The sequence below is a fragment of the Streptomyces sp. NPDC057638 genome (assembly GCF_042800315.1).
Classification (GTDB): Bacteria; Actinomycetota; Actinomycetes; order Streptomycetales; family Streptomycetaceae; genus Streptomyces.
This window is the reverse complement of the sequence record NZ_JBHVHF010000232.1, coordinates 1-13,320: the sequence shown is the minus strand read 5'-3', so window position 1 is coordinate 13,320 and position 13,320 is coordinate 1. Positions and strand designations below refer to the sequence as shown.

Sequence of the window (13,320 nt, the reverse complement as noted above, 5' to 3'; positions counted from 1 at the left end):
GCCGGGCTCCCTGACGTTCGCGTGACGGAACCGCCCCCCGTACGGTCACGGTTCCGGACCGTCCCCGGTGCCCGTCTCAGCCCTCCCGCGCGACCCGGGCGGCCAGGTTCCTCGGGGTGGCCAGGAAGATCGTGACCACGGCGAGGACGGCGGCGAGCCAGGTGACGGTGTGGAACGCGTCGGTGAGCGCCTGGACCGTCTCCGGGGATTCCCCCGCCTCCAGTGGCGACGGCGAGCCGCCCGAGGGGATGAGCGCACGGTAGATCACCGTGGTGATCGTGCCGAAGACGGCGATGCCCGTCCCCGCGCCGACCTCGAAGGCGACCGACTCGATCCCCGCCGCCGCGCCCGCCTGGCGCGCGGGCGCGGTGGTCATGATCAGGATCGAGGCCACCGTCTGGATCAGCCCATGGCCGAACCCGACCAGCACCAGACCGAGGGGGACCACCGTGCCGGAGGCGACCATGACATATCCCGCCGCCGCGAGCAGCAGCCCCGCGGGCACGCCCGCCCTCGGTCCCGTACGCGTGACGATCAGACCGCCCGCCAGGCCCGCCACCACCGCCGCGACCGGCATCGGCAGCAGGCGCAGCGCCGCCTGGGCCGCCGAAAGGCCCTCGGCGATCTGGAGGTACTGCACCAGCTGGAGTTCGAACCCGATCATCACCAGCACCGGCAGCACCGAGGCCACCACCCCCGCCCGCAGCGGGGGCAGCCGGAACAGGGAGAGGTCCAGCATGGGGTGGGCCGTCCGCCGCTGCCGCCGTACGAAGAGCACGAGCGCGGTCACACCCAGCACACCCGGCAGTGCCACCTCCCGTACGGTGACGCCGTCGTGGGTGAAGGCCATGATGGCGTAGGCGCTGCCCAGCAGGCCCACGACCGACAGCAGCGGGGAGACGGCCTCCCACGGCTGCCGCTCGGACTCCACCTCATGGCGCAGCAGCAACGCGACGGCGGGCATGACCACGGCCAGGATCGGCAGGTTGACCAGGAAGGTCGAGCCCCACCAGAAGTGCTCCAGCAGGATGCCGCCCGCCACCGGCCCCAGCGCCGCCGCGCTGGCGGCGACCGCGCTCCACGCCCCGATCGCCACCGCGTGGTCGCGGGCACCCGTGAAGGTCTGGCGGATCAGGGCGAGTGTGGCCGGGATGATCATCGCCGCCCCGACCGCCAGGACGGCTCTGCCGCCGACCAGGGCCAGCGGGCCGGAGGCGAACGAGCACAGGACCGAGGCGGCGCCGAAGACCGTCAGTCCGGTCATCAGCAGCCGCTTGTGCCCGATCCGGTCGCCGAGCGGCCCGGTGACCAGCACCAGGCCGACCATCAGCAGGGAGTAGACATCGACGATCCACAACAGCTCGGTCGGGGAGGCATGCAGATCGTCGGCCAGGGTCGGTACGGCGATGGTCAGGATGGTGACGTCCATGGCCGCCGGCAGAAAGGCCAGCAGGAGAACGGTCAGCACCAGCCACTGCCGGGCCGCCCCGGCCCGGGGCAGGGCGCGGCTCACTGGGACGGACCCGGGGCCACCCTGGTTGTCACGATGCGGTGGTGGAGATCTAAGCGTGCGAAGAGCATGGGGTTCGTTCTCCCGTGCGGAGGTCGAGGGAATCGGCAGGGAACACCCCGGCCGGTGCGGCGGGGTGAGACCACGAGCGCTCCGAGCGGTCGCGGCGCCCGAGCCCGTTCGGGTCGGCCGGGAGTCCGCCGGAAGCGTAGTTGTCGTCCCGTGTGAATCGCGAGGCAATTGAGGCTGGTGAGACTCGATCGCCGGTCACCCTCCGCGCGGACGATCCCCTCCCGCTGGTCCCGCCCACCGGGCCCGTACCGGCTGACCGCCGGTGGTCCCCACCGGCCATGTCCGCCGGTGGCTTGCGCCGTCGGCGAGGCGCTGCTTTGGTGAGAGCGGCAGGGCCATCCACCACGGGGGGGGTCGTGACGGACCGCGCTGATGTGGTGGTGATCGGTGGTGGTCAGTCCGGACTGGCCGCCGCGTACGCCCTGTTACGCAGGGGACTGCGGCCGGTGGTCCTGGAGGCGTCACAGCGGATGGCCGGATCCTGGCCGCGCTACTACGACAGCCTCGTGCTCTTCTCGCCCGTCTGGTACAACTCCCTGCCCGGTCTGCCCTTCGACGGGGACCCGGACCACTATCCCCGCCGTGATGAGGTCGTCTCCTATCTCAGCGCGTACGCCGCGCGCCTCGACGCCGATCTGCGCACCGGCCACCGGGTCCGCGCCGTACGCAGAGCCGGTCCCGGCTCCGGTACCGGTCCCGGCTTCGGCTCCGGTCCCGGCTTCGAGGTGGAGACCGAGGAAGGCGACCCCGTGCTCGCCCGCGCCGTCGTCGCCGCCTCCGGCTCCTTCGGCCGCCCCCACCGCCCCGGACTGCCGGGCCTCACGGGCTTCACCGGGACCGTGCTCCACGCGGCCGAGTACCGCGTCCCGGCGCCCTTCGCCGGTCAGCGGGTGATCGTGGTGGGCGCGGGCAACTCCGCCCTGCAGATCGCCGTCGAACTCAGTGCCGTCGCCCGGGTCACCCTCGCCACCCGCGCGCCCATCCAGTACGCCCCCCAGTGTGTCCTCGGCCGGGACCTCCACTTCTGGCTCGCCCGCCTCGGATTCGACCGCGCACCGCTCGGCCGCGTCCTGCGGAACCCGCCGACACCCCCGGTCATCGACGACGGGCGCTATCGCGCCGCCGTCACCCGGGGCGAGCCGGACCAGCGCCCCCTGTTCACCGGGGCCGACGGCACCAAGGTCACCTGGGCGGACGGGACGCGCGAGGAGGTGGACACCATTGTGCTCGCCACCGGCTACCGTCCCGACCTGCCCTATCTCGCCGCCCTTGACGGCGCCCTCGCCCCGGACGGACGCCCCCGGCAGCGCGGCGGCATCGCGCTCGCCCACCCGGAGCTGGCCTATGTGGGGCTGGAGTGGCAGCACAGCGCCACCTCGAACTCGCTGCGCGGCTCCGGCCGGGACGCCACCCGTATCGCCCGCCGTCTGGCCGCCCGGTTACGCCGCCACTGACCGCCCGGCCCCGCCGTCCCCCTACCGTACGTACGGTACGTACGCGAGATCAGCCATCGAGCAGCGTGCGCGGCCACCGGTCCTCGCGCCCCTGGTCATCGACGCCCAGCGGGCGCGCCGCCGCCCGGAACCCCATCTGGTGCAGCTGGGTGAGCACGGCGTGCACCGCCGGTGTCCACGGCCCGGCCGGGCGGCGGACGGTGTCCCCGACCCGCACGACACCGGCACTGACGTTCCCGCCGTACGGAGGTTCCTCCCCCTCCCGGCGCACCGTGCAAGCGTGGGGGCCCAGCGCGCCGGGAGCACCTGGTTTTCCGGCCCGCCACCCACTCACCCCGGCCGCCCGTCGCAACAGCTCTGTTACAGTGACGCGGCCAGCGGTCACGGAACGAGGAGAGCAGCAGACATGGCGGGTGACGACGACATCTCCGGGTGATACCCGGACCTGACAGGCCACCGGCCGGTGCCCAGGAGCACCGCCGAGCGTGGCCGTCGTGTCGTCCCCTCTTCCCCCTGTCTGCCCGGGCGGAACTCTGTCCCGCCCTCGTCTCCACCACGAGGTCACCGTCATGCCCGACGCCGCCGTCATCTGCTCCCACCTCTCCTTCGCCTGGCCCGACGACACCCCCGTCTTCGAGGACCTGTCCTTCACCGTCGGCACCGGCCGTACCGGGCTCGTCGCGCCCAACGGCTCCGGCAAGACCACCCTGCTCCGGCTGATCGCCGGACGGCTGCGCCCCGGCGCCGGAAGCGTCGTCGTCGACGGCACCCTCGGCTACCTCCCGCAGAACCTCCCGCTCGACGGCACCCTCACGGTCGCCGAGGTCCTCGGCGTCGCGGACGTGATCCGCGCGCTCGACGCCGTCGAGTCGGGAGACGTGAACGAGAAGCACTTCACGACCATCGGCGACGACTGGGACATCGAGGAACGCACCCGCGCCCAGCTCGACCGCCTCGGACTGACCGATCTCACCCTGGACCGACGGCTGAGCACGCTCAGCGGCGGCCAGATCGTCTCGCTCGGCCTCGCCGCCCAACTGCTCAAGCGCCCCGACGTCCTGCTCCTCGACGAACCCACCAACAACCTCGACCTCGCAGCCCGCCACCGGCTCTACGACGTACTGGAGAGCTGGACCGGCTCCCTGCTGCTGGTCAGCCACGACCGCGCCCTCCTCGACCGCATGGAAGGCATCGCCGAACTCGACCGTGGTGAACTGCGCCTGTTCGGCGGCGACTTCACCGCGTACGAAGAGGCCGTACAGGCGGAACGCGAGACCGCCGAGAAGAACATCCGCAACGCCGAACAGGAACTGAAGCGGGAGAAGCGGGAGATGCAGCAGGCCCGGGAGCGGGCCGAGCGCCGGGCCAGCAACGCCGCCCGCAACCTCAAGAACGCGGGCCTGCCCCGCATCTTCGCCGGAAACATGAAGCGCGGCGCCCAGGAATCGGCCGGCCGGGCCGGCCAGACCCACGCCGCCCGCATCAGCGACGCCAAGGCCCGTCTGGACGAGGCCGAACGCTCCCTCCGCGACGACCAGCGGATCACCCTGGACCTGCCCGGCACCCAGGTGCCCAGCGGGCGGACCGTCTTCCACGGCGCGGGGATGCGGGCCGGGCTCACCGGGCGGAACGTCTTCGGCGACGCGGGGATCGACCTGACCGTCCGAGGCCCCGAACGGATCGCGCTGACCGGCCCCAACGGCGCGGGCAAGACCACCCTGCTCCGGCTGATCAGTGGCGACCTCACCCCCGACAGCGGGGAGATCAGGCGCGCTGACGGCCGGATCGCCTACCTCTCCCAGCGGCTGGACCTGCTGGACCCGGACCGCACGGTCGCCGAGAACTTCACCGCCTTCGCGCCCGACCGCCCCGAGGCCGAACGGCTGACCCTGCTCGCCCGCTTCCTTTTCCGCGGCGCCCGCGCCCATCTCCCGGTCGGCGTCCTCTCCGGCGGCGAACGGCTCCGCGCCACCCTCGCCTGCGTCCTGTGCGCCGAACCCGCCCCCCAGCTCCTGCTCCTCGACGAGCCGACGAACAACCTCGACCTGGTCAGCGTCGGACAACTGGAAGGCGCCCTCGGCTCCTACCAGGGCGCGTTCGTCGTGGTCAGCCACGATGAGCGCTTCCTCGCGGGAATCGGCGTGAACCGCTGGCTCCACCTGACCGACGGCACCCTGACCGAGCCGGGCCCGCCCCAGAACTGAACCGCTGCCCTGCCCCAGGCCGCGCCCGCCCGGCGAGTTGAGACGCCGAACGCGGGCGCGGCCTGGGTGTGTTGACCGGCGGAAGACCGCTTCGCCGGGCCGGGTACGGTGATGGGGACATGGGCCGGGAGGCATGTCGCATGCCGCGAAGCAACCGAAGGAGAATCCTGCTACCAGCTGGTAGGTTCCCAGGTCAGGAAGTGTGGGCCCCGCGGACGCGGGGATGGACCCTGATCTAGTCCGCCGACGGAGACGACCGTGACGTGGGCCCCGCGGACGCGGGGATGGACCCCCCAGACCCCTTGCGTACCTGACTCCCCCGCCGTGGGCCCCGCGGACGCGGGGATGGACCGCCACCCACGACCTACCGGGAGATTCTGCGCAGGTGGGCCCCGCGGACGCGGGGATGGACCCAAAAGGCCCTTGACGCGCTGGACGAATGGCTGGTGGGCCCCGCGGACGCGGGGATGGACCCTCCGAGCTGTTCCGGCTTCCGACGGTCGAGGTGTGGGCCCTGCGGACGCGGGGATGGGCCGTCGATCGGCTCGTTGAACTCGCCGGGTGCGGTGTGGGCCCCGCAGGTCGCGGGGATGGAGCGACCGCGTGGGCGCTGGGCTTCCGCCCTGCTGTGGTGGGGTCCGCCTACGGCGAGAGCAGCCGCCGCATCGCCGTGAGGTCCTCCGAAGGGACATCGCGGCGGGTGTGGCCGCCGCAGCCCTGGACCAGGCGGGTGTAGTCGGCCGCGGCGGCCTTGATGCGGCTGCCCAGGGCCGTGCCGTCCTCGCTGGTGCCGAAGTCCTCGGTGGCGGCGTAGACGCCCCGGGGGGAGACGATCGCGTGCAGATAGGAGAACATCGGCCGCAGGGCGTGTTCCAGGACCAGGGAGTGCCGCTCGGTGCCGCCGGTCGCGCCGATGAGGACGGGCATCTCGGAGAGGGTTTCCGGGGGCAGCACGTCGAAGAAGGATTTGAAGAGGCCGCTGAAGGAGGCGTTGAAGGCGGGGGTGACGGCGATCAGGCCGTCCGCGCCCGCGAGCGTCTCGAACGCCTCCTCCAGGGGTTCCGTCGCGAAGCCGCTCAGCATGGCGTCGACGATCGCGCGGGCGAGGGGGCGCAGTTCGACGAAGGAGGACTCCACCGGGACGCCCGCCGTGCCGAACTCCGCGCGGACGGCGGACTCCAGCCGGTCGGCGAGCAGCCGGGTCGAGGACGGGTCACGCAGCCCGCCACTGACGATCACCAGGGTGGTCATCCGTGCCATCTCCTCATCGCGCCGACGGCGATTCCCCGCCGTTCCGCCGACGTTCCCGCAGCAGTGACTGGTGGGTGGGGGCCTTCGCCGCGTCGGGGGAGCGGCCGGTGGCGAACTCCTTGCGCAGTACCGGCACCACCTCTCCGCCCAGCAGGTCCAGTTGTTCGAGGACGGTCTTCAGCGGCAGTCCCGCGTGGTCGACCAGGAAGAGCTGGCGCTGGTAGTCCCCGGCGTACTCACGGAACCCGAGGGTCTTCTCGATCACCTGCTGGGGTGAGCCGACGGTGAGCGGGGTCATCGAGGAGAACTCCTCCAGTGAGGGGCCGTGCCCGTAGACGGGCGCGTTGTCGAAGTAGGGCCGGAATTCGCGGACCGCGTCCTGGCTGTCGCGGCGTATGAAGACCTGGCCGCCGAGGCCGACGACGGCCTGGGCGGCCGTGCCGTGGCCGTAGTGCTCGTAGCGCTGCCGGTACAGCTCCACCAGCCGACGGGTGTGGGAGGAGGGCCAGAAGATGTGATTGGCGAAGAAGCCGTCGCCGTGGTAGGCGGCGAGTTCGGCGATCTCGGGGGTGCGGATGGAGCCGTGCCAGACGAACGGCGGCACACCGTCGAGCGGTCGTGGCGCGAGTGTGAACCCCTGGAGAGCCGAGCGGAACTTTCCCTCCCAGTCGACGACCTCCTCCCGCCACAGCCGCCGCAGCAGGTCGTAGTGCTCCACGGTGAGGGGGACGGCCTCGCGGATGTCCTGTCCGAACCACGGGTAGACGGGGCCGGTGTTCCCCCGTCCCAGCATCACGTCGGCCCGTCCGTCGGCCAGGTGCTGGAGCACCACGAAGTCCTCGGCGATCTTCACCGGGTCGTTGGTGGTGATGAGGGTGGTGGAGGTCGACAGGATGATCCGTTCGGTACGGGCGGCGATATAGCCGAGCAGGGTGGTGGGGGAGGACGGTACGAAGGGCGGATTGTGGTGCTCACCCGTGGCGAAGACATCCAGCCCGACCTCCTCCACCTTCTCCGCGATGGTGAGCGTCGCCTGGATGCGCTCCGCCTCCGTGGGGGTGTGACCGGTGGTCGGGTCGGTGGTGACATCACCGACGGTGAAGATGCCGAACTGCATGTCGCCCATCTCGCCCGCTCCCTTTCGCCGCGTGCCGCCGCCGGGCGCCGTGACACGCCCCCGACGCCCCCGACGGCCCCGGCGCAGACGTCCCGCTGTCCGTGGCGTGTACCGGGGTGCGCATGGCCCGTACGGGTCAGGTCCTCACCCGTACGGCTTACTCCCCCAGGTTCGAGCCGAATCGGGGCGCCCGCCACCCGGGGGCCGCCCTCGTCCCGTACACCGCTCCGCCCCGTACGGCTACCGGCTGGTCAGGGTGGCCGATCGTTACGATGGGGCGTGACCGCACGGTCACCACGGCGGAGAAGGGAGTGGGCCGGTGCAGGACGAGGACGGGCGGCCGCGCCGTCGACGGGCCCAGGGGGAGCTGGAGGCGCTGGTGCTCGCGGCGCTGCGGCGGGCCTCCGGGCCGGTCAACACCACCTGGGTCCAGGAACATCTCGGCGAGGAACTGGCGTACACCACCGTGATCACCATCCTGACCCGGCTGCACACCAAGGGCGCGGTCACCCGGGAGCGGACGGGACGGTCGCTCGTATGGTCCTCCGCCGCCGACGAGTCGGACCTCGCCGCCCTGCGGATGCGCCGGGTACTCGACGCGGAAGCCGACCGGGGGGCCGTGCTGGCCAGCTTCGTCACCTCGTTGTCAGCGGACGACGAGAGGATGCTCCGGGCGCTGCTGGCGCAGGAGGAAGGCTGACCACGTGGGGGTCTTCGTCTTTCTGCCGCTGATCCTGCCGTTCACCGCCTGGCCGGTGGCCCGGCTCGCCGAGCAGCATCTGCATCCCCGTGCCGCGACCCGGCTGCTGACCGTCGTCGCGGGGGTGCTCGCCGTGTGCAGCACGCTCAGCCTGGCGCTGCTCATGGTGGTGGGTACCGCGCAGCTGCCCGGTAACCCGCTGCCCGACGGCTGGTCGGATCCCGAGGTGCGGGCGGCGGTGCCCTATGACGAGGTCGCCGGGAAGGCGGCGATCCCGGCGCTGCTGGCGGTGGTCGCCGGCTCGCTGCGCGCCCTGTGGCGCCACTGCCGGATACGGCGCCGGGCCGTGCGGGCGCTCGCGGGGCTGCGCCCCACGTCCGTCGCGGTGCTCAGCGACCCCACTCCGTACGCGTACGCGCTGCCGGACGGGTCAGCGGACGGACGGGTGGTGGTGACCACCGGCATGCTCGCCTGTCTCGCGCCCCCGGAGCGCCGGGCGCTCTTCGCGCATGAGCGGGCACATCTGACGGGACGTCATCACCGGTATCTGCTCACGGTACGGCTCGCCGCCCTCGCCAACCCGTTTCTGCGTCCGCTGAGTTCGGCCGTGGGGTACGCCTCCGAGCGCTGGGCTGACGAGGACGCCGCCTCGGTGGTGGGCAGCCGCAAGGTGGTGGCGCGGGCGATCGGGACGGCGGCACTGGTCTCCCGTGGCGCTCCGGTGGCGACGCTCGCCGGGTTCGCGGCCCCCGGGCCGGTGCCGCGCCGGGTGGCGGCGCTGCTCGGACCGGCCCCGGTGGCGCGGAGCTGGCCGCCGCTGTCGACCACGATGGGGCTGGCGATGTGGTGCGCCGCCGCCGGGACGGCGGCCTCGGCGCTGTCGTCGGCCAACTCGGCCGTGACGCTCTTCCTGATCCTCAAGGCGGCCACGCCCCTGTGACACCGGGGGAGCGGCCGCCGTGACCCGGGGGAGTCGGTAGGGCCCCGCCCGGTGAGGTCCGGGCCGACGGGTGAGCCCGGCCCGGACCTCACCGTGACGATGGGCGGGTCAACGCCGTCGGGTATCAGCTCTCGTCCTCCTCGCCCTCGAAGAAGTCGCCCATCTCGTCGACGACTTCCGCCGCCACGAGCCCTCCGGCGACGCCGACCGCCAGCCCGGCCGCCCCGGCCGCGACCACGGTGCCCATCCCGGGGCCCGAGCGATGGCCGTGTCCATGGTCGTGTCCGTGGCCGTGCCCATGGTCGTGCGCATGTCCATGGCCGTGCGTAGGGCCATGGGCACGGCCGAGACCATGACCGTATGCGTGGTCGTAGCCCTCGTGCGCACCCGTGTGGGCACCGGGGAAGGAGTGCGCGGTGTGAAGGTCGAGCAGATGCCGCAACCATCCGTCCACCACCGCGTTCCAGTCGGTGTGGCCCACGTTCTCGTACGACACGGAGAAGCGCGCGATCACATCACCGCGCGGGTGGTAACCGCTGCGCTTGTCCGCCTCCAGGACCACCTCCATGGCGTCCGGCGCGGCGAGGAAGGTCACCTCGACCTCGCTCATCGCCTGCGCGTACTGGGGCGCGGGGCTGATCTCGATCTCCTGGTAGAACGGCAGCCGCTGCTGGGTACCGCCGATCCGGCCGTACTCCAGGTCGGCCGAGACGAAGCCGAAGCCGAGCTGCCCGAACGCCTCCAGGATGGCCTCCTGCGCGGGCAGCGGGCCCACCGACAGGGGGTCGAGGTCCCCCTTGTCCCGGGCGCCCGCGACGCCCAGCTCGGTGCGCACGCCCATGACGATGCCGAGGGGCTGTCCGTACAGCTCGGTGACGGGGGTCTCCCAGGGGAGCGTCACCGCGAAGGGCAGGGTGCGCTGTTCGCCCTCCTTGAGCGGGAATCCGCCACCCACGGTGAACCGTTCGAAGACGACGTCTCCGTGGTGCTCGCCCTCCTCCGTCTCCGCCTCGACCCGGGCGATCAGCTCCAGCGTGATGTGCTCGATCTCGGCGTCCGACTTTCCTCCGGTCAGGTGCACCTCGCCCGTCAGGGTGCCACCCGGATGGACCTGTCCGGGGCTGAGCGCGGTGTCCACGGCGGGGCCGCCGAGACCGATCGAACCGAGCAACCTTTTGAACACCATGGCGGTGTCCACTCCCTTCCGTCGTGCCAAGAGGCCGTGCTCCGCCCGCGCGGGGCGGGCGTGGAGCCGTTCCTCTACAGTTCTGTAGAAGCATAGGGGAGCGGGACGGCTACGGCGCGCATGCGCGTCAACACGCCGTGGAGGAAGGGCTGGTGCCCGCTGGGGGGATCCATCGTGGGGGTGCCGGCCAGGGGTGGGCGGCGCGCCCGCGTCGCCCCCACCGGCACGGGACTTCGGCACGGGGCTTCGGTGCGGGCCTTCGCGTCTATGGGGCCGCGCCGGGAGGTTCGTTCGCGCACCGCCGCCCCGGACGCGGGCGGCGGTGTCCGGCGGGCGTTCGGCGGTGGCGTGAACTCGCCTGTACCTCCACGGGCGTGGACCGCACACTGAAGCCCGGTCCGGGGCCGTCGCCTCGGCGGGTCGCGGCTTTCAGAGGGGACCGTGCCGGTGTCGATGTTCCGTGTGCTCCGCGCCGCCCTGTGCGCGACCATCGCGCTGCTGTGCGCGGCCGTCGCCCTGCCCGCCGCGGCCGCCGGTCCTCCCGCGCCCGTGGTGCGCGGCGGTGACAGCCTGTACGGGGCGGGCGTGAGCTGCACCGTCGGCTTCAATGTCCGCCGGGGGAATGTGTACTACGCCCTGGTGTCCGGCGCCTGCGCCGACCGGTCTCCGTCCTGGTACGCCGACCCGGCGGGGACCCTTCCCGTCGGCCGGACCGCGCTCGTCGGCCCTCCCTCCCGTGACTTCGCCCTGATTCAGTACACCAACCCGGCGATCTCCCCGGTGGGTGAGGTGAACCTGCTCAACGGGGGTGTCCGGGACATCACGGATGCGGCCCTCCCGGTGTCGGGGCAGTCGTACTGCCATGTCGGACAGGTGTCGGGCCTGCGCTGCGGCACCTGGACGCCCCAGGGCACCGCCTGTTCGGTGCCCGGTGACATCGGCGGTCCCGCCTTCTCCGGGGGTACCGCGCTCGGGCTGATCTCCAGGAGCAGCGGTGTCTGCCCCGCGGGCACCACCTCCGGCTACGAGCCGGTTCTGGCCCTCCTGGCGGCGTACGGGCTCACGGTCTACTGAGTCCGCCACCCGCCGGGCGAGGCCCTGATGCTCGACCTGACCTGACCTGACCTGACCTGACCTGACCTGACCTGGCCTGACCCGGCCCGGCCCGGCGCGCCATCGGCCGGTGGTGGCGCGGGGGTGGCGCGGGGGTGGGTGTGTGCGGGCGGCAGGTCCGGAGGGGGAGGGCGACGAGGATCACGCGATGGCGTGATGGGCGCTGGAGAATACCGGCAAGTAGCTCATATTGCCTCGCGCAAAGCGGTCATTCATCCCATCGCTGTCACCTCGCCTCCGGGTCGACCTCCCTCCCTCCCGTCACCGGTTGAAAGATCAAAATGGCTTGTGGTTAGCATATGAGCGCCGCCTAGCTCGAAAGAGAAACCTGTGACTGTCAACGAGGACTCGTTCACCAACTGGAAGCGCCGCGAGGAGATCGCGGAGTCGATGATCCCGCTGATCGGGAGGTTGCAGCGGGAGCGGGACGTCACGGTCCTGGTGCACAGCCGTTCCCTGGTGAACAAGTCGGTGGTCAGCATTCTCAAGACCCACCGATTCGCCCGCCAGATCGCCGGTGAGGAGCTCTCGGTCACCGAGACCATGCCCTTCCTCACCGCCCTGACCGCCCTGGACCTCGGTCCCTCCCAGATCGACATCGGCATGCTCGCCGCGACCTACCGCGCGGACGACCGTGGTCTGACGGTGGAGGAGTTCACCGCCGAGGCCGTCGCCGGGGCCACGGGCGCCAACAAGATCGAGTGCCGTGAGTCGCGCGATGTCGTCCTCTACGGCTTCGGGCGCATCGGGCGCCTCCTGGCCCGGCTGCTGATCGAGAAGGCGGGCTCCGGCAACGGGCTGCGGCTGCGTGCCATCGTCGTCCGCAAGGGCGCGGGACAGGACATCGTCAAGCGGGCCTCGCTGCTCCGCCGCGACTCCATCCACGGCCAGTTCCAGGGCACGATCACCGTCGACGAGACGAACAACAAGATCATCGCCAATGGCAACGAGATCGCGGTGATCTACTCCGACGACCCGACGTCGGTGGACTACACGGCGTACGGCATCAAGGACGCCATCCTCATCGACAACACGGGACGCTGGCGCGACCGCGAGGGCCTCTCCCAGCACCTGCGCCCCGGTATCGCCAAGGTCGTCCTGACCGCGCCGGGCAAGGGCGACCTGCCCAATATCGTCCACGGTGTCAACCACGACACGATCAAGCCGGACGAGCAGATCCTGTCCTGCGCCTCCTGCACCACCAACGCGATCGTCCCGCCGCTGAAGGCGATGGCGGACGAGTACGGAGTCCTGCGCGGCCACGTGGAGACCGTCCACTCGTTCACCAATGACCAGAACCTGCTGGACAACTACCACAAGGCCGACCGCCGGGGCCGTTCCGCGCCGCTCAACATGGTCATCACCGAGACCGGTGCCGCCTCCGCCGTCGCCAAGGCGCTGCCCGACCTCAAGGCGACCATCACCGGCAGCTCGATCCGGGTCCCGGTGCCGAACGTCTCGATCGCGATCCTCAGTCTGCGGCTCGGCCGTGAGACCACCCGCGAGGAGGTCCTCGACCACCTCCGCGACGTCTCGCTGACCTCGCCGCTCAAGCGTCAGATCGACTTCACCAACGCTCCCGACGCGGTCTCCAACGACTTCATCGGCTCGCGTCACGCGTCGATCGTCGACGCGGGCGCCACCAAGGTGGACGGCGACAACGCGATCCTCTACCTCTGGTACGACAACGAGTTCGGCTACTCCTGCCAGGTCATCCGTGTCGTCCAGCATGTCTCCGGGGTGGAGTACCCGACCTACCCGGCGCCTGTGGTC

Annotated in this window: 11 protein-coding genes and 1 CRISPR repeat array; of the genes, 6 read left to right on the top strand and 5 right to left on the bottom strand. The window is 71.7% G+C overall.

Going from position 1 to position 13,320, the window contains the following annotated elements; translation table 11 throughout:
* Positions 1-76 precede the first annotated feature (76 nt).
* The gene (locus ACFVIM_RS25790; RefSeq protein WP_384305697.1) at positions 77-1,513 is read right to left on the bottom strand and encodes an MFS transporter; all 1,437 of its coding nucleotides are present in this window, start codon (positions 1,511-1,513) and stop codon (positions 77-79) included.
* 425 nt (positions 1,514-1,938) lie between these two features.
* Between ACFVIM_RS25790 and ACFVIM_RS25785 the strand changes: the two genes are divergently transcribed.
* Positions 1,939-3,036, top strand: coding sequence for a flavin-containing monooxygenase (locus ACFVIM_RS25785; protein ID WP_384305694.1), 1,098 nt, complete (start codon positions 1,939-1,941; stop codon positions 3,034-3,036).
* A gap of 49 nt (positions 3,037-3,085) precedes the next feature.
* On the opposite strand, the gene ACFVIM_RS25780 is transcribed toward ACFVIM_RS25785, so the two are convergent.
* On the bottom strand, positions 3,086-3,307 hold the full coding sequence (locus tag ACFVIM_RS25780) for a hypothetical protein (protein ID WP_384305691.1): 222 nt from the start codon (positions 3,305-3,307) through the stop codon (positions 3,086-3,088).
* Positions 3,308-3,605: 298 nt separating this feature from the next.
* Between ACFVIM_RS25780 and abc-f the strand changes: the two genes are divergently transcribed.
* A complete protein-coding gene (gene abc-f, locus ACFVIM_RS25775) occupies positions 3,606-5,240 on the top strand; it encodes a ribosomal protection-like ABC-F family protein (protein ID WP_384305688.1) in 1,635 nt (544 codons plus the stop codon).
* Between the two features lie 202 nt (positions 5,241-5,442).
* Positions 5,443-5,837: direct repeats of the CRISPR family, unit length 28 nt; unit sequence GTGGGCCCCGCGGACGCGGGGATGGACC.
* A 45-nt stretch (positions 5,838-5,882) separates the two neighbouring features.
* Here the strand turns inward: abc-f and ACFVIM_RS25770 are convergent.
* Complete coding sequence (locus ACFVIM_RS25770; protein ID WP_384305686.1) at positions 5,883-6,491, bottom strand: CE1759 family FMN reductase; 609 nt, start codon at positions 6,489-6,491, stop codon at positions 5,883-5,885.
* A gap of 13 nt (positions 6,492-6,504) precedes the next feature.
* The gene (locus ACFVIM_RS25765; protein WP_384305706.1) at positions 6,505-7,608 is read right to left on the bottom strand and encodes an LLM class flavin-dependent oxidoreductase; all 1,104 of its coding nucleotides are present in this window, start codon (positions 7,606-7,608) and stop codon (positions 6,505-6,507) included.
* 319 nt (positions 7,609-7,927) lie between these two features.
* On the opposite strand from ACFVIM_RS25765, the gene ACFVIM_RS25760 reads away from it, so the two are divergent.
* Together ACFVIM_RS25760 and ACFVIM_RS25755 are read left to right on the top strand one after the other, a co-directional pair.
* A complete protein-coding gene (locus tag ACFVIM_RS25760; RefSeq protein WP_384305684.1) occupies positions 7,928-8,308 on the top strand; it encodes a BlaI/MecI/CopY family transcriptional regulator in 381 nt (126 codons plus the stop codon).
* Positions 8,309-8,312: 4 nt separating this feature from the next.
* Positions 8,313-9,248 (top strand): M56 family metallopeptidase, encoded by a 936-nt coding sequence (locus ACFVIM_RS25755; RefSeq protein WP_384305681.1) that lies wholly within the window; start codon positions 8,313-8,315, stop codon positions 9,246-9,248.
* Between the two features lie 124 nt (positions 9,249-9,372).
* Here the strand turns inward: ACFVIM_RS25755 and ACFVIM_RS25750 are convergent, their stop codons facing one another.
* On the bottom strand, positions 9,373-10,434 hold the full coding sequence (locus ACFVIM_RS25750; RefSeq protein ID WP_384305703.1) for a sporulation protein: 1,062 nt from the start codon (positions 10,432-10,434) through the stop codon (positions 9,373-9,375).
* Positions 10,435-10,887: 453 nt separating this feature from the next.
* On the opposite strand from ACFVIM_RS25750, the gene ACFVIM_RS25745 reads away from it, so the two are divergent.
* Together ACFVIM_RS25745 and ACFVIM_RS25740 are read left to right on the top strand one after the other, a co-directional pair.
* Positions 10,888-11,508, top strand: coding sequence for a S1 family peptidase (locus tag ACFVIM_RS25745; RefSeq protein WP_384305700.1), 621 nt, complete (start codon positions 10,888-10,890; stop codon positions 11,506-11,508).
* Between the two features lie 369 nt (positions 11,509-11,877).
* Positions 11,878-13,320, top strand: a 1,443-nt coding sequence (locus ACFVIM_RS25740) for a glyceraldehyde-3-phosphate dehydrogenase (RefSeq protein WP_384305679.1), incomplete at its 3' end; no start/stop codon positions are given.

Coding starts and splice junctions, on each gene's coding strand:
- abc-f (WP_384305688.1), top strand. CDS start 3,606: ATGCCCGACGCCGCCGTCATCTGCTCCCACCTCTCCTTCGCCTGGCCC.
- ACFVIM_RS25770 (WP_384305686.1), bottom strand. CDS start 6,491: ATGACCACCCTGGTGATCGTCAGTGGCGGGCTGCGTGACCCGTCCTCG.
- ACFVIM_RS25765 (WP_384305706.1), bottom strand. CDS start 7,608: ATGCAGTTCGGCATCTTCACCGTCGGTGATGTCACCACCGACCCGACC.
- ACFVIM_RS25750 (WP_384305703.1), bottom strand. CDS start 10,434: ATGGTGTTCAAAAGGTTGCTCGGTTCGATCGGTCTCGGCGGCCCCGCC.
- ACFVIM_RS25745 (WP_384305700.1), top strand. CDS start 10,888: ATGTTCCGTGTGCTCCGCGCCGCCCTGTGCGCGACCATCGCGCTGCTG.